The 25,456-nt window shown below is 36.9% G+C and carries 23 protein-coding genes; 11 read left to right on the top strand and 12 right to left on the bottom strand.

The window, feature by feature from the left end:
• Positions 1-72 precede the first annotated feature (72 nt).
• Together FFS26_RS14150 and FFS26_RS14145 are read right to left on the bottom strand one after the other, a co-directional pair.
• The gene (locus FFS26_RS14150) at positions 73-756 is read right to left on the bottom strand and encodes a response regulator transcription factor (protein WP_137905325.1); all 684 of its coding nucleotides are present in this window, start codon (positions 754-756) and stop codon (positions 73-75) included.
• A 12-nt stretch (positions 757-768) separates the two neighbouring features.
• The gene (locus FFS26_RS14145) at positions 769-2,022 is read right to left on the bottom strand and encodes a sensor histidine kinase (RefSeq protein ID WP_137905324.1); all 1,254 of its coding nucleotides are present in this window, start codon (positions 2,020-2,022) and stop codon (positions 769-771) included.
• A gap of 158 nt (positions 2,023-2,180) precedes the next feature.
• Here FFS26_RS14145 and FFS26_RS14140 point away from each other — a divergent pair, with 158 nt between their 5' ends.
• The 9 genes from FFS26_RS14140 to FFS26_RS14100 all read left to right on the top strand — a co-directional run bounded on the left by FFS26_RS14140 (position 2,181) and on the right by FFS26_RS14100 (position 10,737).
• Positions 2,181-2,591 carry a DUF1573 domain-containing protein gene (locus tag FFS26_RS14140; protein WP_110010651.1) on the top strand — a complete coding sequence of 137 codons (411 nt, stop codon included), beginning with the start codon at positions 2,181-2,183 and terminating at the stop codon, positions 2,589-2,591.
• A gap of 176 nt (positions 2,592-2,767) precedes the next feature.
• The gene (locus FFS26_RS14135) at positions 2,768-3,649 is read left to right on the top strand and encodes an SDR family oxidoreductase (protein ID WP_034695744.1); all 882 of its coding nucleotides are present in this window, start codon (positions 2,768-2,770) and stop codon (positions 3,647-3,649) included.
• A gap of 83 nt (positions 3,650-3,732) precedes the next feature.
• Entirely contained in the window at positions 3,733-5,673 is a 1,941-nt protein-coding gene (locus FFS26_RS14130) for a M1 family metallopeptidase (protein ID WP_137905323.1), read from the top strand.
• Between the two features lie 518 nt (positions 5,674-6,191).
• Positions 6,192-7,079, top strand: a complete 888-nt coding sequence (locus FFS26_RS14125) for a DUF2589 domain-containing protein (RefSeq protein ID WP_228449438.1) — start codon at positions 6,192-6,194, stop codon at positions 7,077-7,079.
• A gap of 16 nt (positions 7,080-7,095) precedes the next feature.
• Complete coding sequence (locus FFS26_RS14120; protein WP_110010653.1) at positions 7,096-7,791, top strand: hypothetical protein; 696 nt, start codon at positions 7,096-7,098, stop codon at positions 7,789-7,791.
• Positions 7,791-8,369 (top strand): hypothetical protein, encoded by a 579-nt coding sequence (locus tag FFS26_RS14115; RefSeq protein WP_137905322.1) that lies wholly within the window; start codon positions 7,791-7,793, stop codon positions 8,367-8,369. The genes FFS26_RS14120 and FFS26_RS14115 overlap by 1 nt, the downstream gene beginning before the upstream one ends.
• An 11-nt stretch (positions 8,370-8,380) precedes the next feature.
• Positions 8,381-9,643, top strand: coding sequence for a S8 family peptidase (locus FFS26_RS14110; protein ID WP_137905321.1), 1,263 nt, complete (start codon positions 8,381-8,383; stop codon positions 9,641-9,643).
• On the top strand, positions 9,640-9,843 hold the full coding sequence (locus FFS26_RS14105) for a hypothetical protein (RefSeq protein WP_137905320.1): 204 nt from the start codon (positions 9,640-9,642) through the stop codon (positions 9,841-9,843). The genes FFS26_RS14110 and FFS26_RS14105 overlap by 4 nt, the downstream gene beginning before the upstream one ends.
• Before the next feature lie 66 nt (positions 9,844-9,909).
• On the top strand, positions 9,910-10,737 hold the full coding sequence (locus FFS26_RS14100) for an endonuclease/exonuclease/phosphatase family protein (protein ID WP_171006317.1): 828 nt from the start codon (positions 9,910-9,912) through the stop codon (positions 10,735-10,737).
• A 3-nt stretch (positions 10,738-10,740) separates the two neighbouring features.
• On the opposite strand, the gene FFS26_RS14095 is transcribed toward FFS26_RS14100, so the two are convergent.
• On the bottom strand, positions 10,741-11,427 hold the full coding sequence (locus FFS26_RS14095) for a response regulator transcription factor (protein WP_137905319.1): 687 nt from the start codon (positions 11,425-11,427) through the stop codon (positions 10,741-10,743).
• Positions 11,417-12,739, bottom strand: coding sequence for a sensor histidine kinase (locus FFS26_RS14090; RefSeq protein ID WP_137905318.1), 1,323 nt, complete (start codon positions 12,737-12,739; stop codon positions 11,417-11,419). The genes FFS26_RS14095 and FFS26_RS14090 overlap by 11 nt, the downstream gene beginning before the upstream one ends.
• A 245-nt stretch (positions 12,740-12,984) precedes the next feature.
• Here FFS26_RS14090 and FFS26_RS14085 point away from each other — a divergent pair, with 245 nt between their 5' ends.
• Both FFS26_RS14085 and FFS26_RS14080 read left to right on the top strand, forming a co-directional pair.
• Complete coding sequence (locus FFS26_RS14085; protein WP_137905317.1) at positions 12,985-15,354, top strand: outer membrane beta-barrel family protein; 2,370 nt, start codon at positions 12,985-12,987, stop codon at positions 15,352-15,354.
• Positions 15,355-15,460: 106 nt separating this feature from the next.
• The gene (locus FFS26_RS14080) at positions 15,461-17,326 is read left to right on the top strand and encodes a M1 family metallopeptidase (protein WP_110010720.1); all 1,866 of its coding nucleotides are present in this window, start codon (positions 15,461-15,463) and stop codon (positions 17,324-17,326) included.
• A 35-nt stretch (positions 17,327-17,361) separates the two neighbouring features.
• On the opposite strand, the gene FFS26_RS14075 is transcribed toward FFS26_RS14080, so the two are convergent.
• The 8 genes from FFS26_RS14075 to FFS26_RS14040 all read right to left on the bottom strand — a co-directional run bounded on the left by FFS26_RS14075 (position 17,362) and on the right by FFS26_RS14040 (position 25,323).
• Entirely contained in the window at positions 17,362-18,747 is a 1,386-nt protein-coding gene (locus FFS26_RS14075; RefSeq protein WP_110010660.1) for a phosphatase PAP2 family protein, read from the bottom strand.
• 108 nt (positions 18,748-18,855) lie between these two features.
• Positions 18,856-19,869 carry a zinc metalloprotease gene (locus tag FFS26_RS14070; protein WP_110010661.1) on the bottom strand — a complete coding sequence of 338 codons (1,014 nt, stop codon included), beginning with the start codon at positions 19,867-19,869 and terminating at the stop codon, positions 18,856-18,858.
• A 354-nt stretch (positions 19,870-20,223) separates the two neighbouring features.
• A complete protein-coding gene (locus tag FFS26_RS14065; RefSeq protein WP_110010662.1) occupies positions 20,224-21,228 on the bottom strand; it encodes a zinc metalloprotease in 1,005 nt (334 codons plus the stop codon).
• A gap of 248 nt (positions 21,229-21,476) precedes the next feature.
• Positions 21,477-22,118, bottom strand: a complete 642-nt coding sequence (locus FFS26_RS14060; protein ID WP_110010663.1) for a response regulator transcription factor — start codon at positions 22,116-22,118, stop codon at positions 21,477-21,479.
• Complete coding sequence (locus FFS26_RS14055) at positions 22,115-22,846, bottom strand: sensor histidine kinase (protein WP_228406532.1); 732 nt, start codon at positions 22,844-22,846, stop codon at positions 22,115-22,117. Before FFS26_RS14055 ends, FFS26_RS14060 begins: the two co-directional genes overlap by 4 nt.
• Before the next feature lie 32 nt (positions 22,847-22,878).
• Complete coding sequence (locus FFS26_RS14050) at positions 22,879-23,523, bottom strand: hypothetical protein (RefSeq protein ID WP_137905316.1); 645 nt, start codon at positions 23,521-23,523, stop codon at positions 22,879-22,881.
• A 25-nt stretch (positions 23,524-23,548) separates the two neighbouring features.
• Positions 23,549-24,070, bottom strand: coding sequence for a hypothetical protein (locus FFS26_RS14045; RefSeq protein ID WP_137905315.1), 522 nt, complete (start codon positions 24,068-24,070; stop codon positions 23,549-23,551).
• Between the two features lie 248 nt (positions 24,071-24,318).
• Positions 24,319-25,323: a zinc metalloprotease gene (locus tag FFS26_RS14040; RefSeq protein ID WP_110010667.1), complete on the bottom strand. Its 1,005-nt coding sequence runs from the start codon at positions 25,321-25,323 to the stop codon at positions 24,319-24,321.
• Between the last annotated feature and the right edge of the window lie 133 nt (positions 25,324-25,456).

Genomic DNA, 25,456 nt, shown 5'->3' with positions numbered 1-25,456 from the left:
GACAATTTTTCAAAGTTTAAAATTAATTAAAATCATCATTTTCTGTTGTGTTTTAAATTAGTTAAGGGCTATTTACTCTTTTTCTGAAAAACGGAAACCTATTCCGTGAAGGTTTTCTATTACTATGTTCTGTTCTTCAGCCAGTACCTTCCTCAGCCGGGAAATGAAAACATCGAGGCTCCGTCCCATGAAATAATCATCATCACCCCAAATGGCCCTCAGGATTTCCTGCCTTTTGACCACAAGGTTTTTATGACGTATAAAATATAAAAGAAGATCAGACTCTCTTTGGGTAAGGGTAATATTGTTTTCCGCACCTTTCAGGGTGTAATTTTTTGGATCAAAATCATATTTGCCCACTTTATATTGCAGAGGGGAAGTATCCGATTTCTTAGTGCGTTTCAGAAAAACTTCAATTTTCAGCATCAGTTCCTCAATACTAAATGGTTTTACCAGATAATCATCAGCTCCAATTTTAAGTCCTTTGATTCTGTCCTCTTTTAAAGCTTTTGCAGAGATGAAAATAATAGGAATTTCAGCATTTTTACTGCGGATATTTTGTGCTACCTCAAATCCGTTCATGCCGGGCATCATAATATCCAGAAGGCAGATATCAAAATCCTGGCTGTTAAATGCTTCCAACGCAGATTCTCCATCAGAATAACAGCGGATATCATAATAACTTTCCAAACTGTCTTCCACCAGAAAAGCTATTGTTTTGTCATCTTCGGCATATAAAATTTTAGATTTCTCCATACTTACACATGATTAATTTGAAAACGGAAAGAAGAGCGTTGTAGTAATTCCTTTATCTTCATTATTTTCTACAAAAATTTTCCAATGATGCTGCTGAACTACTTTTTTTACATAAAATAATCCCAGTCCGAAACCATTTACTTCTTCACTTTTTTTGGTATGTACCCGATAAAATTTTTCAAAAATATGAGGAATATTTTTAGCAGGAATTCCCATTCCGTTGTCTTTAAACTTTAAATATAAGCCTTTTGAATCTTTATAAGCTGAAATTTTAATCACAGACTTTGTTTCACAATACTTGATGGAATTATCCAGCAGGTTGTAAATGATATTCGTAAAGTGAAATTCATCTGCCATTACCGAAGTACTGTTTTCAATATCGATCTCAATGCTGAGATCTTTGTTTTTATGCTGTAAACTATCAGCAATCTCCTGAATAAAAGGGATTAGCAGGATCTTTTGAGGCTTTAATGACAGTCCTGCCGCATCATTTTTAGCAATATTCAATATTTTCTCAATGTGGCTATTGAGCTTGTGGCTTTGATTGATGATAATAGAGGTATAGGTCTGCAGTTTGGAATTTTCCTGTACCATTTCCTGTTTATTAAGTGCTTCCGAAGCTAAAAGTATAGAGGATAAAGGTGTTTTAAACTCATGAGTCATATTATTGATAAAATCACGCTGCAGCTCCGAGAACTTCTTCTGCTGAATGATCGTGTAGATAGAATATACATACACCAAAAGGATAATGATAAGAGCAAAGGTAAGGAGATACCAGAATCGTAATGAACTGATCAGGTAAGTGGTCTTATCAGGAAATCGTATGGAAAAATAATAGATCAGATTTTTATGCTTCGGAAAATTAATGACCTTATTGCCTGGGCTTTCCTGATGGGTCGTCATATACTTTCCATATACCATTTTATCACTGTGGCAGTTGTATAATGCATACACATAATCTGTGTTGATCTGGAAACGGGTAAACTCTGTTTTCAGATAATATTCAAGAACTACGGGGTGAAATTCATTGTTGATATTAACCACATAATAATCGTTGGCAATATTCTGTACGGGATTTTCAGTGTAGGATGTCTTTCCTCCGGAAAGTTTTTCTGCGACTTCCATTAAGGCAATATTGACTTTCTGGTTAAATTTTTTGTCTTCAAGATTATAAGCCTGTATCGTCCACATCAATTGTGCTATTAAAATTCCGATAATAGCGACGAATCCAAGCGTGATAATAATATTGAGTCTTTTTATTTTCATTTCCTGAAACAATATTATCCAAAAATATCTATTTATCTTTTACCATTAACAACTCATTAACAAATGTTAGACAGCGGTTAACAAGCCGTAATCATTGTCTGCTTTACATTTGTCATATAGAAGAACATAATCAGTTTCAAATATTAAAATATATACTCATGAAAAAATTAAAAATTACAGCTCTTTTAGCCGTGTTGGCGTTCTCTCCGTTTTATGCGAATGTATTGACTACAGATGGTCCATCTATCGTAAAAATGGTTGCTGATGCTATCAAATGGAAATCAGAATCTATCGATGTAGGAAATATTCCTCAGGGTAAACCAAAATTGATCAGATTTGAATTTACAAACACAAGTTCAAAACCAATCATTATTCAGAATGTAGCTCCTTCATGCGGATGTACAACTGCCGATTACACAAAAACTCCTATCCAGCCAGGAAAAAAAGGATTTGTGGAAGCCAGCTATAACGCAGCAACAGTAGGGCCATTTATGAAGACTGTAAACGTTACTACCAGCGACAGCAAAACGCCTAAAACACTTTCTTTCAAAGGAGTGGTAGCTTCTTAATATATTGTTTTAACAAATGAAAAAATAGCCGGGTAATTATTATCAGGCTATTTTCTTTTTAAATAGTTGATCTATATTTAAGAATAATATAAGGAACAATTATTTGTAGCATTATTTATCAACCCATTTTAAAGGATTGCATTTCAATATTTAGTATTTTTAAGAAAAAATATTTTATGAGTCTATATACACAACCTATGCTGCGCGAAGGTGCACTAAAAGATAAAGTAGCGATTGTAACAGGAGGCGGAAGCGGCCTTGGAAAAGCAATGACCAAATACTTTCTTGAACTGGGTGCCAAAGTAGTGATCACTTCCAGAAATCTGGAAAAATTACAGGGAACAGCTAAGGAACTGGAAGAGGAAACAGGAGGGAAAGTGCTTTGTGTAGCTTGTGATGTAAGAAACTGGGATGAGGTGGAAGCCATGAAAGAAGCAACTCTGAAAGAATTCGGAAAGATTGATATTTTATTGAATAATGCTGCGGGAAACTTCATTTCTCCCACAGAAAAACTGACTCACTCTGCTTTTGACTCCATTCTGGATATTGTTTTAAAAGGAACGAAAAACTGTACCCTTTCAGTAGGAAAACACTGGATAGATTCTAAAACTCCGGGAACAGTACTGAATATCGTAACCACTTACGCATGGACAGGTTCCGCTTATGTTGTACCGTCTGCCTGTGCAAAAGCAGGAGTGCTGGCGATGACCAGATCATTAGCGGTAGAATGGGCAAAATATGGAATCCGTTTCAATGCCATTGCACCAGGGCCTTTCCCTACAAAAGGAGCATGGGACAGACTTCTTCCAGGGGATCTTCAGGAAAAATTCGATATGAAGAAAAAAGTTCCGTTAAGAAGAGTGGGAGAACATCAGGAGCTTGCCAACCTTGCTGCTTATCTGGTTTCCGATTATTCAGCGTATATGAATGGGGAAGTGGTAACTATTGACGGTGGAGAATGGCTTCAGGGAGCCGGAGAATTCAATATGCTTGAGGCAATTCCTAAAGAAATGTGGGATGCTTTGGAAGCAATGATTAAAGCCAAAAAATCGAATTAAATTAAACTTATATTAAAAAAACTCCCGGATGTGTAACAAATCCGGGAGTTTTTTTTACCTATACACTAAATAATACTTTTCAAATGAATTTTAAACTTCCAACCCTTGTTTCGACGCTTGCAGTTGTCCTCTTTTCAGGATCTGCATATGCACAGCAGACTCCGAAATATGATTATGTAGAAGCATTTAAGCCGTTCTTTTATCCGCAGACAGGCACAGCTACCCGTTCTGCAAGCGGACAGCCGGGACATGCTTACTGGCAGAATTCAGCAGATTATCATTTGAACGTCAGCCTGAATGAAGATAAAAAAGAAATTACCGGTACAGCGCAGATTATCTATACCAACAACAGTCCTGATAAATTAGGCTTTCTCTGGCTGCAGCTGGATCAGAATCTGTTTGCAAAAGATTCAAGAGGAAATGGTGTAGTGCCGCTATCCGGGAGCAGAAACGGAGCTCATGGTGAAGAATTTAACGGTGGATATACCATTAAATCAGTCAAACTGGATGGTAAGAAAGATGTAAAATACACCATTACCGATACAAGAATGCAGATTGATCTTCCCAAAGAGCTGAAAGCCAATGGAGGTGTGGCAAAGATAGAAATAGAATATTCTTTTATTTCTCCTGAGTATGGTTCAGACAGAATGGGAGTTCAGGATACTAAAAACGGTAAAATATTTACCATCGCACAGTGGTATCCGAGAATGTGCGTATATGATGATGTGATGGGCTGGAATACACTTCCTTACCTTGGAGCTTCAGAGTTTTATTTAGAATATGGAAATATTACAGCCAATATTACTGTTCCTGCCAGTCATTATGTCGTAGCATCCGGAGAACTTCTGAATGAGAAAGAAGTGTACAGCAAAGAAGAAATCAACAGATGGAATGAGGCAAGAAACAGTGATAAAACGGTAATGATCCGTCCGGAATCTGAAATCGGTAAAAATAAAACTTCAGGAACAAAGACCTGGAAATTTAAAATTAATCAGACAAGAGATTTTGCATGGGCATCTTCTGCCGGATTTATTTTAGATGCTGCAAAAATCAATTTACCCAGTGGAAAGAAATCTTTGGCTATTTCAGCTTATCCTGCGGAGAGTGCTAGTGATAAAGCGTGGGGAAGATCTACAGAGTATACTAAAGCAGCTATAGAACATTATTCAAAAAAATGGTATGAATATACGTATCCGGCTGCCACCAATGTAGCTGGAAATGAAGGTGGAATGGAATATCCGGGAATTGTTTTCTGCCATATGGATTCCAAAGGAGAAGATCTTTGGGGGGTTACAGACCATGAGTTCGGACACAACTGGTTTCCTATGATCGTTGGATCTAATGAAAGACTGTTTGCATGGATGGATGAAGGGTTCAATACATTCATTAACGGGCTTTCAACGGAAGCTTTCAATAAAGGAGAATATTACCGTAAACCGAATCTGGCAAGATCAGGAACGTATCTGCTAACCGACAGCCTGGAGCCTGTAATGGTAGGTCCGGATAATATGAAAGAAAGAAGTATCGGAGCATTGGCTTACTATAAGCCGGGAACAGGATTGGAAGTTTTAAGAGAAACAATTTTGGGTCCTGAAAAATTTGACAAAGCATTCAGAACCTATATTGACCGTTGGGCATTCAAACATCCGACGCCATGGGATTTCTTCCATACGATGGAAAACGTTTCCGGAGAAGAACTGAACTGGTTCTGGAGAGGATGGTTCTTTAATAAATGGAAAATTGATCAGGCGGTTAAGAACGTACAATATGTAAACGGAAACTTTAAAAACGGCGTTCAGATTACGGTTGAAAATATTGGCCAGCTGCCAATGCCTACAACCGTACAAATCAAATTCAAAGACGGAACAACACAGACGGTAAAAATTCCTGTTGAAGTTTGGAAAAGAAATACTGAATGGACATTCAAGGTAGAATCCAGCAAGGAAATTGATGAGGTGAAACTGGATCCGGATTCTGTTGTTCCGGATGTCAATCTGGAAAATAACAGCAAAAAACCGGCATAGAAAGGTTGAATCTATTTAAATTGGCGACTATATACAATTTTACGCCATTGTCATTCTGACGAAGTAAGAATCTCATGTAAAACCTGGATTCTTCATTTCACTGCGTACATTCAGAATGACAGAGTCATAATAATAAGTAAGATAGCAGATTAATGTAAAATTGTATATGATTGCTTTTAAAATTAACGCAAAGGTTTACTGTCTCATGTTGATTCTTAAGGGAGCAAAGATGGAATCAATGGAATTGATTCTTTCTAAGCGTAAGCATATCCATGCAGCTTCATCAGCAACTTTGTTGCTTTCTCAGTTTCCTTAAAAATAATAATAGTTAATATGATCTTTGCGTCTATAAAATAAATATTTGCTACATATATTACAAAAGCCTGAACTTATACCGTAAGTTCAGGCTTTTTATTTTTTTAGGGTGTTTTTCCTGAACAAGTAGAGGTGTTCTCCTGAAATGTTTTGAAGCCCGGTGATCTAATTTTGTCCCACAATATTAATCAAAAACAAAAAACATGGAAACATTAAAATCAGTGCTTGAAGCAAGTCACGCCAAAAAAACAAAAAATGAGTTAATCGACCTTTTATCGGGAGTAGAAAAAGTACTGACTCCGGCAGTCTATGAAAAAGTGTCAGGAATTGAAACCTCAGAACTGAGTTCATTGACGAATAAGGAATTATTAGCAATTGTAGACGAGTTCAAAAAGAATTATGATGAAAAGTGGGAAAAATCTTTTTCCGGTGCCTCTTCTGAGATCATGAAACTGATTGCCGGTAGAATGTCTGCCGATGAAGAGATCTTCAGAACTTCAGATGCTGCCAATGCAGATTTTGCAGCAGAATTGGGAAGCATCGACTTTGCAACGATTATTGGCGGACCTTTGGATGCTTGTGTAAAAGCACAGTCCAATGCCTCAATTGCCACCGTTAATTTCATCAACGAAGTCGGTTTCGAACTTACAGATCCGGCCAATGCTGCCAGTCCTAAAAAACTGAGAATGGCAGAATTCAAATACAAAAAAAATATTCCGAACCCGGATTTTAAAGAAGATGAGCCGGTAAGTGCCACCAACCCTAAAACGATTCCGAACGATGTGGAAATTTCAGTGCCGTTTATTGCATTGCTGAATGTACCAAGCTTCAGAATTGAAACCTGTGAAGTAGACTTTAATGTGAAACTTAATTCTACATACACAAAAGACGTAAGTGATGAATTCGGGATCAATGCCGGAGTATCCGGTGGATGGGGACCTGTGAAATTCAAAGTGGATGTCTCCTATAAGAGAACTTCCAGTACAGGAATTAAAGTGGAAAAGGAATATTCTCTTGGGGTAAAAGTGCGTGCAACCAATGACGAAATGCCTGCAGGGCTTGAAAAAGTGCTTGGACTTCTTTCACAATAATTAGATTTTACGAAAGATGATAAAACTATCAGATTACCTGGATTATCTCAACAACGAGATAATTCAGGCTCGTAAAAAAGCAGACGAAAATGCGGTTCTTATTGCCAAAGAATATGCCCGCCATGAATACCTTAAGTATTTCAAGGTTCCGCGCTATGCTCTGCCAAGTGTAAAGATGGACATTCCGATTAAAATTACGGATATCGATTCAGATTCCAAATATAATTTCAAACTGAATCAGGATCAGTTTGTGACAGAAATAAATGAAAGAATCCGTCTGGTGAATAGAGAGAAGAAATTTAATATTCCCGAAATCAGCAAGAGACAGCTTCAGACTGAAGAATTCAAAACCCTGTTCAGTAAACTGGAAAAAAATGATCAGAAATTCGGGCAGCTCCCAGCCAATGAAGTGCTCAAACTGGATCTCAGAAATAAAATGCAGCTTTTAAATTCAGGGATCTTCAGACCGCAGGAAGGAACAGAAGAAGAAACCGATGAACTGAAAGAAATTTTTTCAAAAGTTCTGCTGAATAAATATACGCTGGTGAATGCAAAGTTGAACAGCATTTACATAGATCCCAATACAAGCGCAGTAGAAGATAAAGATAAACTATTCATCAATCTTCATGTGGAAATGGAGGAGGAAGGAATCAGGATTGTTTCCTACAAAGATAAAGACGGTAACGAAATAGAACAGATAACTTTTGAGTAATGCAGGAACTTATTCACTTTACGGTACAGAAAATCAAAGAACTGCTGGAACAGTTCAATGAAGTTCAGGCTTTATACCTGTCAAAATCATTTGACTTTGATGCCCGGTTTGATGCATTTCTCAATGAAGTTCTGGAGTATTTCCGTACCAAAGGAAACACCAGCCACGAATCCGAAGTGCTGAAGGTAATGAATATGATTTCTACCGTTAAAAGAGGCTTTAATCCTATTAAAATGGAGAAAATAATGACGGGAAGAAGAGAAATGCTCGCAGGATTCTCATTTAACGGGATGGAAAGTATTTATGATATTCTCATGGAAATATATGCCAGGGAAAACAAAAAACTTGAGGAGGCGGAAGAACTTATTTCAGGAATCATTGTCTCATTATATCAAAATGGTATTCTGGATGATGAAAAGCTGAAGGACATGAACTCCGTTCCGAAAATTGAACGTTTCTGGACTTCACTGGCTGAACAGAATACAGCGATATCCGGGATTAATAAGAAACTCAGACTGACCATTATTCCGGAGGATATTTTTCTTATTCTCGAAAAGATATTTCTGAAATTAATTTAAAAAAGATTATTATGGAAACCGGAAGATATATTGTTCTGCTGCAGAACCAGCAGAAAAATGCACTCAAAAAAATTGAGAAAGAGCTGGAAGTGAGTATCACCTCTTCAGAATTTCTATCGAAAGAAAACCGTTCTTATGAAATCATTGATAATGACAATGGAGTACTTTACAAAAATCTTGGGGTTCTGGTGGTGGAAAATATGGACGAAGACCAGTTGAAAAGTGCTGTGAAAGATGAATCCAATTCTATTGTATACTACGAAAAAGAAAGAGAATTTTTTCCTGCAGATGAATTGCAATTGATTAATGAGCTTAAAAAACAGTCTGCCGGGCTTGCAGAAAAAATCTCAGAACTTGAAAAATATATTACCAGCAAACCTTTACCTCAAAAATCATTTATTGAAATGGAATGGGGATTAAAAGCGATCGGACTGGAAAATGCCAGCTCCACAGGAAAAGGTATTGATGTATGCATTCTTGATACCGGACTTGAAATTTCCCATCCGGATTTTTCCGCCGAAGTGATTGAAGGGAAATCTTTTATAGATGGTGAGGACTGGAACAGAGATCCCAACGGACATGGTACCCACTGTGCAGGAGTGGCTGCAGGAAATACAAGAAGTGATAATGGAAGACGTTACGGAATAGCTAAGGATTGCAACCTGAAAATAGCAAAAGTGCTCGCAGACAATGGAAGAGGAACTACCAGCAGTGTCATTGATGCGATAGACTGGGCCATTTCTAAGAAATTCAGAATATTGTCTCTTTCACTAGCTTCTCCTGTGAAGTTTGATGATCAGCCGTCTGTTCTTTTTGAAACAATTGGAGAAAGAGCACTGGAAAACAACTGTCTTATTATCGCAGCAGCAGGAAATGACAGCAACAGGCCACAGATTCCACAGCCTGTTTCCATGCCAGCCAATTCAAAATCGATCATGGCTGTTGGAGCTATTGACGGACAAATGAAGATCGCCAGATTTTCAAACGCAGGTCTTAATCCATCTACAGGCGGAAGCATCAATGTCTGTGCTCCCGGAGTAGATATTATCAGTTCCTATCCTAAAAATGCGAAGAACAAAAATAACCTGTACTATACAATGAGTGGTACCAGTATGGCCGCACCGCATGTTTCAGGGCTTGCTGCGTTGTATATGGAACAGTTTCCCGATAAATCGGCAAAAGAGATCTGGGAACTGATTGAAAACAAAGCAAGACCTGTTGAAGGGATAAAATACAGAGATATTGGAAATGGTTTAATACAGGTATACCTATGATCACTTATCTCGCAGTTTTAAAGAAAGATATAAATTTTAAAAGGCTTGAAGCTCTTCTCAAAAGTAAAGGCATAAAACTGGCCTCTCACTATAAAACCTTGGGAATTGTAAAACTTGAAAGTCAGCTGCCGGTTTCGGAGTTCGAATTTCAGGAATATTTTATATCTGTAGAAGAAGAAAAAGATAATTTAACAATATAATCACATCAATAAAGCTTTTCTGTCGCAGAGAAGTTTTATTTTTGTCTCTTAATGATAAAATAACATATGAATTTCAGATTTTCAATGGTGTTTCTGATGTTTTTTGCATTGGGATTTTCACAGGACCTTACCGTAATGAGTTTTAATATCAGGCTGAATGTAGAGTCGGATAAAGACAATGCCTGGCCAAAAAGAAAGCAGGATGTTGCCGATTTACTGACGTATTATCATCCTGATTATTTCGGAGTACAGGAAGCGCTTCCCGAACAGATGAAAGATATTAAATCAGGATTAAAAAACTATGATTATATAGGAGTAGGAAGAGATGACGGCAAAGAGAAAGGAGAGTTTTCTGCCATCTTTTATGACACAAACAGACTTGAAGCAGTAAAATCAGGGACATTCTGGTTATCTGAAACTCCGGAAAAACCATCAAAAGGCTGGGATGCCGCACTGAACAGGATCTGTACTTACGCCATATTTAAAGATAAAAAATCGAAGAAAGAATTCCTGGCGATGAATCTTCATTTTGATCATGTAGGAAATGTGGCAAGAGTAAAATCTTCGGAACTGATTCTGAAAAAAATCAAAGAACTGAATCCAAAAAACCTTCCGGTGACATTGAGTGGAGACTTTAACCTGACAGATGATTCAGAACCTATTAAAATCCTTTCTCAGAATATGAAAGACAGTTTCTATCACTCGGAAACCAAGCATTATGGTCCTGTAGGAACTTTCACCGCTTTTGATGTCAATACAGTCCCGAAAGACAGAATCGATTATATTTTTACACAAGGCTTTAAGATCAGATCTCACAGACATATCAATGACAGAAGAGAAAATCTCTTGTATCCGTCAGACCATTTTCCGGTGATTGTGAATCTTTCTCTATAAAAATCAATTGGTTGGAAAATCAATTTCAAATCCAATTCCTCTCAGGGATTGGATTTTTATTTGGGGATCACTGATGAAATATTTACGAAGCCTGCTGATAAACACATCAAGACTTCTTCCGGTAAAATAATCATTGGTTTCCCAGAGATTATCAAGAATATTATCTCTGGTGATGATCGTCCGGTTGTGTTTCAGAAGGTACAGCAGTAATTCCTGTTCCCGTATGGTCAATCGGGTATTCCCGTCAGGATGTGACAACAGAAGTTTGGTAGTATCCAGTGAAAACTCTCCTATCTTTATTTGGCTTTCCGTAACGGTGGGAAGTGTTCTTTTCAGAATATTTTTAATTCGTAAAACAAGTTCTTCAGGGTCGCAAGGCTTGGAAATATAATCGTCGGCACCTATTTTCAATCCGGTCAATCGGTCTATTTTTTGATTTTTAGCCGTTAAAAATAACAATGGGAAATTGCTTTTTTCCTTAATGATCATTTTCGCCAGAGAAAAGCCATCAATATTGGGCATCATCACATCCAGAATTCCTATCTGAAAGGGAAAATCAGCCTGAAACAATGGTACGATATCTTCCGGATTCTGAAACCAGCTGACTTCAAAATCTTCCAGTTCAAGATATTGTTTAAGAATCATTCCGAAATCCGGATCGTCTTCTGCCAGAAGGATTTTAGTTTTCATAAGGAATTGATATTTTAAAAGTACTGCCTGTATGAAGCTGGCTGGAAACCTCTGTTTTACCACCATAACTGGTAATAATTTTTTTCACGAAATAAAGTCCCAGTCCCAGTCCTTTGCTATTGTGAATATTGTTATTCTGTATTCTGTAGAATTTTTCAAAAATAGTATTCAGTTCTTTAGCCTCCATGCCCTGGCCATTGTCAGCAACTTCAATTTCCAATTGTTGAGAATTGTCGCGGATATGTATTGTAATAGCCGATGCTCCATATTTCACACTGTTTTCACAAAGGTTTTTAATGACTGTTTCCATCAGGTTTTTATCAAAAGGAAGTTTTTGTGAAACGGTATTTTCGAGGTTAAAATCACAATTTGGGTAAGTAACGGAAAGATCCTGGATAAAAAACTTCCAGTCCTCAGGTTGCATAACAGTCATTTCATCCGGAATTTCATCCTTATGAAGTTGAAGCATAAGACTTTCGAGCCGGGAAATCTGTCTGTCTATAAGAGGCAGCGTATCAGGATTCCATTCCTTTTTTAATGCTTTGGAAGCTATTTTTAAAGTGGCAATAGGCGTTTTAAATTCATGTGAAATGTTATCCACAATGCTGTGGAGAACTTCCACCTGCTTCTGCTGCTGAATAAGATTTCTGATCGTGAAAATATAAAGCAGAAGAACTCCCGAAAGAAGAATAATGCAACATATAATCAATAAAGTAAGCTCCTTGAAAACAATACTTTTTATATTTCTGATCTCAAAATCGGTCTGGGTTTTAACAAGAAAAGTATTCTTTTTTTCAATATGCCCCTTATCCGAATCATTTCTTTTGGTACTGGAGGTTTCCCAGCTTCCGATACTCGCAATACGCGGCTTTTTGATCTTGTCTTTTGTCTCAAAAATAACAATAGGTTCGGTAATTACTTTTGAACTGTCCGGAAGATGTACAATAGAAAGATATCTTATTCTGGCCGAAATTTCGTAACCGTCTTTCTGGTAACGGCTGTCAATATAATGAATCAGTCTTTCTCTGGCAGATTTTCTGTTTTCTATGAAATAGCGGAGAAAATCTTTTTTGCTGATCTCCTTATTATGATACTGTATGATGATTTCCTGAAGAGAGTCATCATTCCTTTCTTTTACTTCCTGTATATCTTCAAGATCGTCTGTGTAATTGGTAAGCCCGTCATTCACGGATCTGTAGATGTCTCTCTCTTTTACCTGATAGGTTTTATACATAAAATAAACCTGAATTCCCAGTAAAAGCAGGAACAGAGCGGCAAAAACCGAAATCAGAATTTTACTTTTGGCTATCATTAAAACAAAGATAAAACTTTAGCCATGTTCCGGGAATGATTATTTTATTATTAACCTTCCGTTAACCATAGTTTTGAATCTTCAAAAACAGTTTCATTTCTTTATCTGAAGCTGGTAATTTTATGACAGAAAAGACATTAACCCATCATTAACCTTCTATTAACCGTATTTTTACCAGCCAATATAGAATTTTGTACCCATAGAACAGAACAATAGTTTTTGTTTGAACGAATAAAAAAATAACCATGTATAAAATTCTTTTTCTTCTGTGTTTTCCAGCTTTGATTCTTGCCCAGCAACAAAAAACTGAAGGTACAGTGATGAACACCGAAAATGAAAAACTTTCTTTCGTAAAGGTAGAAGTATATAACGCTCAGAATGCATTGATCAAAGAATTAAAAACGGATGAACACGGGAAGTTTGTACTCGAGGGTATAGAAAAACAGGATGTAAAGCTGATAGTTAAAAATCAGGGATATTCTTTATTTGAGAAAAAATTGGATTTAAAAGAGCCTGAACCTCTGAATATCGTTCTTAAAAAAGAATCTCAGGAAATAGAAGGAGTAGTCATGACGAAACGTAAGCCTTTGGTGAAAAGAAAGGTAGACCGTCTGGAATTTAATGTGGAAAACAGTAATATTTCTTCGCTCAATGCCTGGGAAATCCTGAAAAATACACCAGGTGTTACTATCAGCAACAGTGTATTGAGTGTAAAGGGAAGTACCGGAATTCTGGTGACGATTAATGATAAAAAAGTAATGCTTACAGGGGATGAGCTTAAAAACCTTCTGGAAAATACACAGGGAGATGAAGTGAAATCTGTGGAAGTGATTACCAATCCACCTGCAAAATATGAAGCCTCAGGAAGCGCAGTACTGAATATCGTTCTGAAAAAGAATAAAATTGAAGGTTACCGTGGCATTCTCTCATCCAAATATGTACAGACACAATATGCGAAAGGCGTTTTCGGTCTTTCCCAATATTATAAAAAAGATAAACTTTCCATTATGGGGAGCTATTATAAAGGGCTGGGAACGTACTACCGGGAAGGAACAGATTATGTAAACTATCCGGAAAGCCAAACCCGATGGGTAAGTACGATGAACAGGAAGGATAAAAACAATAACCAGAATACCCTGAATTTTAATGTGGAATATGAACTGGACAGCCTGACCAATCTTAGCCTCAACTACTCAGGGTATTTTTCTCCAAAATCCTTCGGAAACTATAATGTTCCTACGCTGATCTTTAACCAGCAGGATAGGGTAGAATCTGATTATACTACCATCAATGATCATCGCTCACGTTCCATCAATAACTCTGTAAGTTTTCAGATAGACAGGAAAATGAATAAGAAAAGCAGCCTTTCCTGGATTAATTATTTTACCGGAAATAATGCCGATAAATATCAGAATGTAATCACCTATCTGAATTTTGCAGGGCAACCTCCCAAAGAAGATAATTTCCTTACCCAGAATAAAGCAGATGTTCAGCTATATTCTACCCAATTCGATTACCAATGGAAAGGGGATAAACTGGAACTAGAATCGGGGATTAAGTATAGTTTTGTAAAAACCAGCAGTCAACTTGATTTCTCTGATAACGAGAACGGAACACTACAATACAGACCGGAAAAAAGCAGTATTTTTGATTATAAAGAACACAATTTTGCCTTGTATTCTTCATTAACCTACAATATCGGGAAGTGGAATTTCAAGGGAGGTCTTCGTGCGGAAATGACAGATCTTGAAGGTGTGGTTTCAAAACCTTATGAACTGAATAAAAGTAATTATTGGAAATTCTTTCCCACTTTTTATGCACAGTACACGACAGAAAATAAACAGGAATTCGGGTTCTCCTATGGGAAAAGAATCAGCAGACCGTCCTATTCATGGCTGAATCCTGCAAAATCTTACTACAATCTGTTTTCCTATTATCAGGGGGATCCCAAATTAAAAGCAACGATTACCCACAATCTCAATCTTACTTATTCATGGAAAGACTGGAATCTGGATTTGTACTATAGAAAAGAAATTTATCCGTCCATGGAAATTTCCTATCAGGAACCCAGTACGAATAGTCTGATCTATTATTTTACCAATATTGAGAAAGGAGAGGCTTTCGGATTAAGCTTTTATAAAAATTTCCAGGTGAAACCATGGTGGAATATCATCCTTTCTGAAAACCTTGAACACAATGAAAATTATTTCACAGGAGTTGATGGAATGCTGTATAAAAATAAAGTCTGGAACTGGGTTTCAAACATTTCAACAAGCTTTACGCTCGATAAAAACAGCGACTGGAAAATGGAAATGGGACACCGCTACTATTCTCCCGGCATACAGGGAACATTCAGGATATCTTCTCTATGGTCGGCTTATTTTGTAATGAACAAGAAATTCTTTAGTAAAAAACTGGAAGCCAGCCTTATTTTTAGCGATATTTTCAGATCTACAGAGCAGAAAGTCAGTACAAAATATGCAAATCAGGATAATTATTTTCTTGATTATACCGATACTCAGGGAGTAACATTTTCATTGAAATTCAACTTTGGAAATCAATCAGTTAAAAATGCCAAAACAATTAAAAAAACAGCCGAACAAGATAGATTGTAGAATATTTTAATATAAAAGTTAATCACGGTGAAATATTATTGTGAAAGAATGCTCATCTGATGGCACATTTTCGCTATTTTTGATGCCTATCTTTAAAGAGATCGCTATGAAGAAAATTTTTTCCGGAATGCTGATCGCAGTTTCTTTACTGCAGCTGTCAGCTCAGGAATTGTATATGCCGAGGAATATCAAAAAAGCGTATGAAAGAGGTACACGTGATATCTCCGGAGCACCAGGGAAAAACTACTGGCAGAATAAAGGAGTGTATAATGTAGAGGTGAAAGTAGATGCTGCTACAAAAGTGGTTTCCGGAAAAGAAACCATTATTTATACCAACAACAGTCCTGATAACCTGAATGAGCTGGCTATACGATTTGTGAATAACCTTCACAAGCCACAGTCGCCAAGATCAGGATTTGTATCCAAAGATTTCCTTTCATCAGGGCTGAAAATTAAATCTTTTGCGGTAAACAATGTAAAATATGAGATCAACAGTGATGACTGGAGTACTGTTGAAAAAGTAAAATTAAAATCAGCCCTGAAATCCAAATCAAAAGCTGAGGTTAAAATAGAGTGGGAATATCCATTGTCGGTTCAGAGTGGAAGAGAAGGACAGATTGATCCTGAAACATTCTATGTGGCATATTCTTTTCCAAGGATTTCCGTGTTTGATGATTACAACGGATGGGATATGCTTCAACACTCAGACAGACAGGAGTTTTATAATGATTTCAATGATTACAGTTTTGCCATCACCGCACCGAAAAATTATGTAGTCTGGGCAACCGGTGATTTTCTGAATCCGGAAGCTGTGCTTCAGCCTCAATATTTAAAAAGATATAAAGCTTCCCTGAAAAGTGATAAGCTGATGCATATTGCCACAGAACAGGAAATGAAGTCCGGTAAAGTAACCAAACAGAATAAATGGAATGTCTGGAAATTTAAAGCCAGCCATATTACAGATTTCTGTTTTGCGATGAGTAACCATTATGTGTGGGATGCCGCCAGCGTTCAGTTAAAAACAAAAAGAGCCAGCGTTCAGGCAGGATATAAAAACGGAGCTAAAGATTTTGAACATTATGTAGACTGGATGCGTTACAACCTGGATTGGTTCTCGAAAAACTGGCCAGGCGTAGAATATCCTTATAACGTAATGACGGCTATCCAGGGATACGCAGATATGGAATATCCTATGATGATTAATGATACCAGTATTCCTGATGATCTTAATGATGCAAGGCTTACGGCAGATCATGAAATTGCCCATACCTACTTTCCTTTTTATATGGGAATCAATGAGACCAGATATGCATTTATGGATGAAGGCTGGGCAACCACGCTGGAATATCTTATAGGGATTGATGAAAACGGAGAAGCTGCTGCCAGGGAATTTTATAAAAACTTCCGCGTTAAAAAATGGATCAATGATCCTTCTGCAGAGCAGGATCAACCGATAATTACCATGAGTACGCAGGTAAGCGGTGCCGGATATGGAAACAACTCCTATGTAAAATCTTCATTGTCTTATCTGGCGCTGAAAGATTATCTGGGAGATGAACTCTTCAAAAAAGCATTACACCATTATATGGACAACTGGAACGGGAAACATCCTGTGCCATGGGATTATTTCAATTCTATGAATACGGGATCAGGAAAAAATCTGAACTGGTTCTTCCATAATTGGTTTTATACCAATAATTATATAGATTTAAAAGTAACAGGAGCATCCCAGATGAATGACATGCTTACCATCAACGTAGCGAATGTAGGAGGTTTTGCCATTCCGTTTGATGCCATCCTGTCTTATGATGATGGAACGACAGAAAAAATCCATTTTTCACCTTCAGTATGGGAAAAAGACCAGAAGCTGACTGACCTTGTCATTCCTATTAAGAAGAAGATAAAATCGGTACAGCTGGACGGAGATATCTTTATGGATTATACTCCGGATGACAACCGTAAAAACTTATAAAAGTAAAGCCTTCAGATTCTGGAGGCTTTCTTGTTTTAAAAATAGGCTGTCAATCGTAAACCTAGCGTGATATAATTGATTTTTTCTTTAGCAATCAGGTTGTTCAGTTCCTGATCCAGTTCAGCACTTTCCTTAATTTCATCGCTGAAGTAATAACGAATGGTTGAGTTGATCTGATTGTAATCCGTATAGAAAGTAAGACCTAATCCCGGATTAAACTTATAAGTCATAGAAGCACCTGTATTCCATCGGAAAGCTGGTTTTGGTTTATATCTGGCTATTTGGAGCTCATGGTTGGGAGCATCGATATCCTCTCCCTTTACAAATACTTTTCCAGTGGCAGTAGCGGCATATCCTCCGGTAATCTTTAAAGTAAGTTGCCATTTATCTGATAATTCATGGGAAAAATAAGGCCCAATACCTGCAGAAAGGAATCCCATGGATTGTGTTTTGATTTCATGATCACCAAAATCCTGCCCGTCATCCAATGTTATTCTTTGAGATTTAATAGGGAAGCTGCTGAAAGATACATCGGCACCCACACCCCATTTTTTTGAAAAGAAATAAGCGCCTTCCAGTCCGCCCTCAAAACCGATTTGTTTTTTATCATCAAGTTCAGATTCCCTCAGGAAGTTAGTGGTACCAAACGCAGTTCCCATTTTTAAAGAAAGAAAGGATGGATAGTCGTTACCCTGTATTCTGGATAAGATACTTAAATTATCACCCTTGTTTTTATAAATTTTGTCAATAAAAAAATACCCCAGTTCTGTTGATATAATTCCGATACCTGCGCCGGCAAGAATATCCGGAACCCAGTGTCTGTTGTTTAAATTTCGTCCAAGTCCTGTAAGAGTAGCAGAACCATATCCGGCAATACTGTAAGCCGGATTCACCAAACCATATTCTTTGTGTAGAAATGTGGCATTGGTAAAAGCCATTGCGGCATGTCCTGATGGGAAAGAGTTGTTTTTGGATCCATCGGGACGTTCCACTTTTGCTGTATATTTAATAGAGTTGACTAAAATCGCCATGATGGCTAAGCTGGTGCCGTAGGATAAAGTAGCCCGTCCTATATTATTACGCCCTTTTACACCTGCCAGTTTTAATCCATAGACTGCAGCAGCAGGAGCGTATTGCAGATAATCATCATATTTTACTTTGAAGTTGGGAAGGTATCGGTTTCTTACCTCGCGAATATTCTCTTTTTCTCCCCATGTTGCTGCGGCTGCCGTAAAAAGTAGAGCTGGAGCCACCGATATTTTTACCCATTCTTTTTGGAAAAAAGGAGTTTTCTCCTGAATTGTATACCCTGAATTGATAAGTGCCAGATCTTCCTTGAGATTTCGGGATGGGATAGTATCCTGTGCTTTAATACAGGATAATTGCAATAGTATTCCTGATGCTAATGCTATTTTTTTCATCGTAGTGGTGTTGAATTTAAATTGCGTAAAAATATTAAAAAAATCTATCCCAAAAATTGAGATAGACTATTTTAATATTTTTATAATATTTCTAAGCAATCCGGCTGATTATCTTAATCCTGCTCTTGGTCCCGATGCTGATACTACAGCCTGCATTCGTGTTTTTTGGTTGGCAGAGAACATAAACATAGATTTGTCATCTACATAATCCATATAATTCATAAACATCTGAGAACGGCTTACACCTCCACAAATTCTGTTTAGAGGGTAGGTGGGATTTCCATAATTAGGGCCGGGAGATGTAGGAGTATCATTAGAGTAATCTGTCTGGCAGCCTGTGTCTGATGATCCCCAAAGGTGTGGAAGGTTCAGGTAATGTCCTACTTCATGGGTTACTGTTCTTCCTAAATTAAACGGAGCTGAAGCACCTGTTTTTCCTATATACTGATAACCTATTACAAGGCCGTCATACCATTGTCCTGCATGTTCAGGATAATAAGCGTAGCCCAGCGTTCCAGGTTGATTGTTTTCGTCAAGAATTGAATTTACAACCCAGATATTCAGGTTTTTATTGACATCAGTAGCGTCAATTCCTCCGGTGCTGGCTTTTTTCATTTGTTCAAGATCAGATCTCCAGCCTGTTTTTGAACTCTGTTTACGGTTGGTTGCAACTAATTTGAAACGGATTTTTACATCACCTGCTGCGGCAGGCTGAAATGCCGAAGGAATTTTCGTAACATCAGAATTGGTGCCTCCGTAATCGGCATTAAGAACAGCAATTTGTTCTGCAATTCTTGTGTCAGAAACATTTTGAGTAGAAGTGTTATAGATGACATTAAAAACTACCGGGATCTCAACAGTTCCGTCTGCAAGAACTTTTCCCACTTTAAGGTTTTCTGCAAATTTTTCAGTACCGGATTCAATATCCGCTATTTTCTTTTGTAGCGCTGGGTTTTTCAAAAGCATTGCTTGTCTGATTTCTTCCGAAGGGCAGCTTCTTTTAAGAGCACTTGGAACAGAATTTTCCTGATCCGCAGGTGTTTCATTTTGAGTGGTTAAACTGTCGGTGTTACATGCCGACATAAAGCCCAGGACCAGGGCTCCCATTAAGAATTTTTTCATATCGTTATAATATAATTTGGTTGAGGGTGTGAAATTATATCATTTGTGATTAATATGCAAATCATTTATTGAAAAAGATAGTTAATTTTTAAATTATATAGTATTTGCTTGAATTAAATGTAAATAAAATGATGTTTAATTGAATTTTAGTTAAAATTAATTGTTTTGTTTATATTTAATAATCAATCGGATTTTATGCGTGAATAATTTCATGTTTTTATTGTTTTTTATAGGATATTTTATACAAACGGAATGTTGCTGAAAACGTAAATGAGATTTAATTTCAGGAGATAGATATAATAAAAAAATCTATCTCAATTTGAGATAGATCTTAAGTTTGTCAATATTTAAATTTTAATATACTCTCAATCCGGATCTTGCACCAGAAGAAGCTACTACAGACTGCATTCTTGTTTTTTGTCCTGCAGAGAACATAAACATTGCTGCATCATCTACATAATCCATGTAATTCATAAACATTACAGATCTCTGTACACCGCTGCAAGTATTATATAGCGGGTACGAAGGTTTTCCGTAATTTGCTGTAGTTTGTGTAGGAGTGTCACTTACCTGGTCATTTCCACAATTAGCATCTCCCCAGATGTGTCTTAAGTTTAAGTAGTGTCCTACTTCATGTGTTGCTGTTCTTCCCAGGTTGAAAGGTGAAGAAGCTCCTGTCTTTCCAAAATATGGAGCAGCAATTACAACACCGTCATTCCATAGACCTGCAGATTCAGGGAATGTTGCATACCCAAGAATGGTACGTCCCTGGCTGGTCATTTTACCTACAACCCATAAATTTAAATAATTGGTAGGATTAGTAGCATCAATTCCTCCTTTAGATGCTTTTTTCATATCATCATTGGTAGCCCATCCGGTTTTTGTGGTAGATTTTCTAACAGTATTTACCAGTCTGAATTTTACTTTTGTGTCACCGGAACTTACAGCCTGGAATTCAGTTGGAATTTTGCTGGCATCAGTGTTGGTACCGGAATAGTCAGCATTTAATACTGCAATTTGTTCAGCAATTCTTGCATCAGAAACGTTTTCAGCTGTAGTTCTGTATATAACATTCACTACAACCGGGATTTCTACAGTACCATCAGCTAAAACTTTTCCAAATTTTACATCGTTGGCGAACTTTTCTGTATTGGTTTCTAATGCTGCAAATCTTTGTTGGAGTTCAGGGCTTCTTTTCAATGCTTCCTGTCTGATTTCCTCAGACGCACAGCCCCTTTGAGCAAAACCTGCAGTTGCTACTGCTTCGTCAGTTGTGTTTTCATTTTGATTAGTAACGCTGTCAGTGTTACATGCAGACATTACAGTGAGCATAAAAGCTCCAAATAATAGTTTTTTCATATCAAAATCATTTAGGTTGAGGTTGTGAAATTATATTATTTGAAATTAATATGCAAATAATTTTTTAATTTATTTGATATATTGTCAATATTTGACTTGTTTGTTTGATTAAATCTTACTATTACTTGAAATGTATTGAATTTTAATCAATTTTAGAAAAACTACTGATTCGTTTTTAGTTTTTAACTATTTTATGTGTATACTTTTCGTTTAAATTTATTTTTAAAAGAATTTTTTTACTATAAAACTTAATTAGCGAAACCATTTTTAATGGCAAAAACCGCTAGCCCTACGCGGGTTTTAAGATCCAGTTTTTCACAAAGCTGATCGCGATAGCTTTCTACTGTTCTCGGACTGCAGCACATTCTGTCGGCAATTTCCTTATAACTGAGTTCGGTTACAGTGTATTTCAGAAACTCTTTTTCTCTGTCTGAAATTTTTATTGCCATTTCAGATTCAGTCTCTTTGTTCAGGTTGGAAAATATGATTTTGGAAGCCCAGTCCGGATAAAAGAAGCCATCACTATTAAGTCGGGTAAGTGCGGTTTCCAGATCTCTTGGATGGGTGTTTTTCAACAGATAACCTTTTGCTCCGCTTTTGATCATCTTGATTACACTGTTGTCATCTCCCTGCATACTGAGAGCCATAATTTTAATATCGGGATGGTTTTTTGTAAGCCAGACTGCCGTTTCAAAACCGTCCATAATAGGCATGCTGATATCTAAAAGAATAATATCAGGAATGGCATTGCCTTCTTCAAATTTTTGGATAAGGTCTTTCCCGTTCTCACTTACATAGATGACTTCAAATTCACTGAAGTTACCTATAATTCCTTCCAGGGCTTTTGCAATAAGTATATGGTCGTCAACAATTACGATAGATTTTTTCATGACTGCTTTTTTAAGATAATATTGATTTGGGTTCCTGCATTTTCCCGGCTTTCCATACGAAAACTAGCTCCTATGATTTCAGCTCTGTTTTTCATATTGGTAAGGCCTATTCCGTTGGATTTGATCTGTGAAGTATCGAACCCGATTCCATCATCACGAATATCAAGTTCCCAAAGGATGTCTTCAGACGTATTCAGGCTGATAAAAATATTTTTACAGCGGGAATGTTTTATACTGTTCTGAATAAACTCCTGGGTAATCCTCAGAAGGACATTTTTATGAACAAAGCCTAAGTCCAGTTGTTTAAAATTATGCTCAAAACTTACATGGCACTTTTTAAAGGAATTGGTATTGTCTACTTCTTCCTGTATCAAAGTTACAATTTCCTTCTGGTTGATATTGTCGTCTGTAAGTGTTTTTGACAAGCTTCTGAGATCCTGCAAAGATTGGTTGATGATTTGTGAAACCTGATCAATTCTTTCACTTGCTTCGGATACTTTATTTTCATAAAGCATCTGTTGTACATAGAGGCTTACCAGGGTAAGTTTCTGACCAATATTGTCATGCAGTTCTCTTCCGATCTGCTGCATGGTGGCCTGCTGAATTTCCAATTGGGTAGAAAGGAGCTCTCTCTGATGAAGTTCATTTTTTCTTTCAATTTCATTCAGATGTTCCTTCTTGCGTTGTTTGTAACTTCTGATGTAGATCAAAACTGCCGTTACAAACATTACAAAAAGTATATTAAATAGAATGATAACTATTAAGAGCTCTGTTTTCCCCATATAAATGAACTTGCAAATAAGATATACATCACTGAAACTGATACCAGAAAATAACTAAAATATATATCCCAAATTTCCTTGTATTTTACCAGAAGTGATAAAAATGACATAAAAGGTAATGTTCCTATATATGATAGGGTAATCCCAAGATTAATATAAAACATTTTGTTTTTATTGAAATTGAGAATTTCCTGTGAAGTAATTTGTTTATAGTACTCCATTATTACCAAAAGCATCAAAATAAGGCACCCAAACGTATAGTTGAAAGCAAATACAATTTTACTTTTGGAAAAATATAATTCGTTGGGAATAAATGAAAGCAGATATAAAATGGAAAATATCCAAAACAATTTGGGTTTTCCTAAAGATTTTGCAGCATATAACCAGTAAAAAAATACGAACTGGATTGGCATTAAAAGGTAGTTGTAATACTGGGCTTTGGTAAAATGAACAAAACTTCCCCACTTGCCATAAGCTTCCCCAAGAAAAATAAATACCAGATATAACACAAAAAATTTCCAATATTGTTCTTTTAAACGGTTATAATGAAAGAGCGCTATGACTGCAGCAAGTCCTTCAGCCCAAAGCAGACTTTGTTGTGCAAATTCCTGGAATTCTGTCATACAGTTTTGATATAATATACTACAATTAAAAAGACTCTCCTAAAGGAGCTTTCGGTGGAACAAGTATTCCGTTATTTTCTCCAAGACCGGTGTCGTCATCTTCTTCCGTACCTTTGTTTGCTAATACTAAAGATTTTCCTTCAGCACTCTGAAAAGGATTGAAATCATAATCAATAAGCTCTCCGGTTTCATTAGCTTTTTTTAATGTTGGGATCATCACCAGCGTGTGTCTTCCTGCATATTCTGTCGGAACAGGATGTGAATCCATGATAGACCAGTTTTCCTGTTTCGGATAAGTAGCATAATAAAATCTGATCCCTAAGTCTTCTGAAGATGCAGCTGGGTTCACTTTGGTAGCTTCTTCTTCGATCTTAGCAATAAAACTTTTTAGTTTAGGAAGATCAAACCAGATGGAATGAGCATCTTGTATTCCTAAAGCGGTATTAATAGCATTGAGATGATTTTGACGGTAATTGTCAATCAGAGCCTGGATAAGACTGTTTGACATGATTCCAGGTTCCAGTGGATTGTTTGATTCTGTATTCATAGCTTAGTGGTTTGCAGATAAAACTTAATTAATATGCAAATTTCGGAAAAATAATGGTAGAAAATGTATCTGTTAATAGGGAATTACACTGTTATTTTTACCGTGATTTTACGGATTGTATATTTTATAAAGAATAAGTTGGAATTTGGAGAAAATCTTTCAATCTGAATTCTTTGAAAGGCATACGGGGGGCAAAACACAAAAGGTCGCCTTTCACAAGCGACCTTTTATATTGTTTTTTAAATTTTTTACAGAACTCTTAATCCTGCGCGAGGGCCGGATGCTGAAATGGTAGCCTGCATTCTGCTGTTTTGTTGTTGTGTAAACATAAACAATGTTGTTTCGTCAGAATAATCCATGTAATTCATAAACATTACAGAGCGTGAAACTCCTCCGCAGGTTTCGTATCTCGGATAAGTTGGTACACCGGAGTGTTTTGTAATCTGTTGAGGTGTATCATCTACGAAATCGTTACCACAGTTGGCGTCTCCCCAGATATGTCTTAGATTTAAGTAATGTCCAACCTCGTGTACTGTTACTCTTCCCTGATTATGAGTGGCATCAGGACCACCTTCACCCACATAATCGTCCATCATAACAACACCGTCGTTCCAAAGTCCTGCATCTTCCGGGAAAGTAGCATATCCTAAGACATATCCGGACTGATACGGCATATAATCAACTACCCAGATATTCAGATACTGGTTAGGATCCGTAGAGTCCATTCCTCCTGTAGATGCTTTTTTCATTTTATCATCCGGTGCCCATCTGGAAGTCTTTGTCGACTTTCTGTTAATGCCCGCCAATCTGAATTTAATTTTGGTATCTCCTGCATTTACCGGTTGAAATTCTGCGGGAATCTTGGAAATATCAGAATGTGTAGATGCGAAGGCTTTATTAAGTACATCTATTTGGGAATTTATCCTGGCATCTGATACGTTATTTGATGCTTTTGTGTAAAGGACATTGAAGATGACCGGTATTTCTACGCTTCCGTCAGGCAAAACTTTACCCATTTTTTTCTGCTCGATATAGTTTGCGGTCTGGCTTTCTATCTGAAGCATTCGCTGCATAGCTGCAGGATCTTCAGCAAGGTGTTTTTTTCTGAGAATATCAGAGCCGCAGAAGGCCTCTTTGCCGGCTGTGATATTGGTTTCTTCCACGTTTGTGTTCTCTGGAGTAATGTTTTCTGTTTCATTATTATTACATGAAACCAGGAGTGTGATTAAGACTCCGAAAATTGTTTTTTTCATAAAATCTCGTTTTTAGTAAAACGAATATAGGTGAAATTTTAATATGATATATTTAATTAATCAGTTATTATTTTATGTTAAATTTAATTTATTTTTATTTTGTATGAAATATTTACATTATTAATATTATTTT

The organism is Chryseobacterium sp. 2VB (genome assembly GCF_005503635.1).
Taxonomy (GTDB): domain Bacteria; phylum Bacteroidota; class Bacteroidia; order Flavobacteriales; family Weeksellaceae; genus Chryseobacterium; species Chryseobacterium cupriresistens.
The sequence above is the reverse complement of the archived record's forward strand: the minus strand, read 5'-3'. Positions and strand labels throughout refer to the sequence as shown.

Coding starts and splice junctions, on each gene's coding strand:
- FFS26_RS14150 (WP_137905325.1), bottom strand. CDS start 756: ATGGAGAAATCTAAAATTTTATATGCCGAAGATGACAAAACAATAGCT.
- FFS26_RS14145 (WP_137905324.1), bottom strand. CDS start 2,022: ATGAAAATAAAAAGACTCAATATTATTATCACGCTTGGATTCGTCGCT.
- FFS26_RS14140 (WP_110010651.1), top strand. CDS start 2,181: ATGAAAAAATTAAAAATTACAGCTCTTTTAGCCGTGTTGGCGTTCTCT.
- FFS26_RS14135 (WP_034695744.1), top strand. CDS start 2,768: ATGAGTCTATATACACAACCTATGCTGCGCGAAGGTGCACTAAAAGAT.
- FFS26_RS14130 (WP_137905323.1), top strand. CDS start 3,733: ATGAATTTTAAACTTCCAACCCTTGTTTCGACGCTTGCAGTTGTCCTC.
- FFS26_RS14125 (WP_228449438.1), top strand. CDS start 6,192: ATGGAAACATTAAAATCAGTGCTTGAAGCAAGTCACGCCAAAAAAACA.
- FFS26_RS14120 (WP_110010653.1), top strand. CDS start 7,096: ATGATAAAACTATCAGATTACCTGGATTATCTCAACAACGAGATAATT.
- FFS26_RS14115 (WP_137905322.1), top strand. CDS start 7,791: ATGCAGGAACTTATTCACTTTACGGTACAGAAAATCAAAGAACTGCTG.
- FFS26_RS14110 (WP_137905321.1), top strand. CDS start 8,381: ATGGAAACCGGAAGATATATTGTTCTGCTGCAGAACCAGCAGAAAAAT.
- FFS26_RS14105 (WP_137905320.1), top strand. CDS start 9,640: ATGATCACTTATCTCGCAGTTTTAAAGAAAGATATAAATTTTAAAAGG.
- FFS26_RS14100 (WP_171006317.1), top strand. CDS start 9,910: ATGAATTTCAGATTTTCAATGGTGTTTCTGATGTTTTTTGCATTGGGA.
- FFS26_RS14095 (WP_137905319.1), bottom strand. CDS start 11,427: ATGAAAACTAAAATCCTTCTGGCAGAAGACGATCCGGATTTCGGAATG.
- FFS26_RS14090 (WP_137905318.1), bottom strand. CDS start 12,739: ATGATAGCCAAAAGTAAAATTCTGATTTCGGTTTTTGCCGCTCTGTTC.
- FFS26_RS14085 (WP_137905317.1), top strand. CDS start 12,985: ATGTATAAAATTCTTTTTCTTCTGTGTTTTCCAGCTTTGATTCTTGCC.
- FFS26_RS14080 (WP_110010720.1), top strand. CDS start 15,461: ATGAAGAAAATTTTTTCCGGAATGCTGATCGCAGTTTCTTTACTGCAG.
- FFS26_RS14075 (WP_110010660.1), bottom strand. CDS start 18,747: ATGAAAAAAATAGCATTAGCATCAGGAATACTATTGCAATTATCCTGT.
- FFS26_RS14070 (WP_110010661.1), bottom strand. CDS start 19,869: ATGAAAAAATTCTTAATGGGAGCCCTGGTCCTGGGCTTTATGTCGGCA.
- FFS26_RS14065 (WP_110010662.1), bottom strand. CDS start 21,228: ATGAAAAAACTATTATTTGGAGCTTTTATGCTCACTGTAATGTCTGCA.
- FFS26_RS14060 (WP_110010663.1), bottom strand. CDS start 22,118: ATGAAAAAATCTATCGTAATTGTTGACGACCATATACTTATTGCAAAA.
- FFS26_RS14055 (WP_228406532.1), bottom strand. CDS start 22,846: ATGTTTGTAACGGCAGTTTTGATCTACATCAGAAGTTACAAACAACGC.
- FFS26_RS14050 (WP_137905316.1), bottom strand. CDS start 23,523: ATGACAGAATTCCAGGAATTTGCACAACAAAGTCTGCTTTGGGCTGAA.
- FFS26_RS14045 (WP_137905315.1), bottom strand. CDS start 24,070: ATGAATACAGAATCAAACAATCCACTGGAACCTGGAATCATGTCAAAC.
- FFS26_RS14040 (WP_110010667.1), bottom strand. CDS start 25,323: ATGAAAAAAACAATTTTCGGAGTCTTAATCACACTCCTGGTTTCATGT.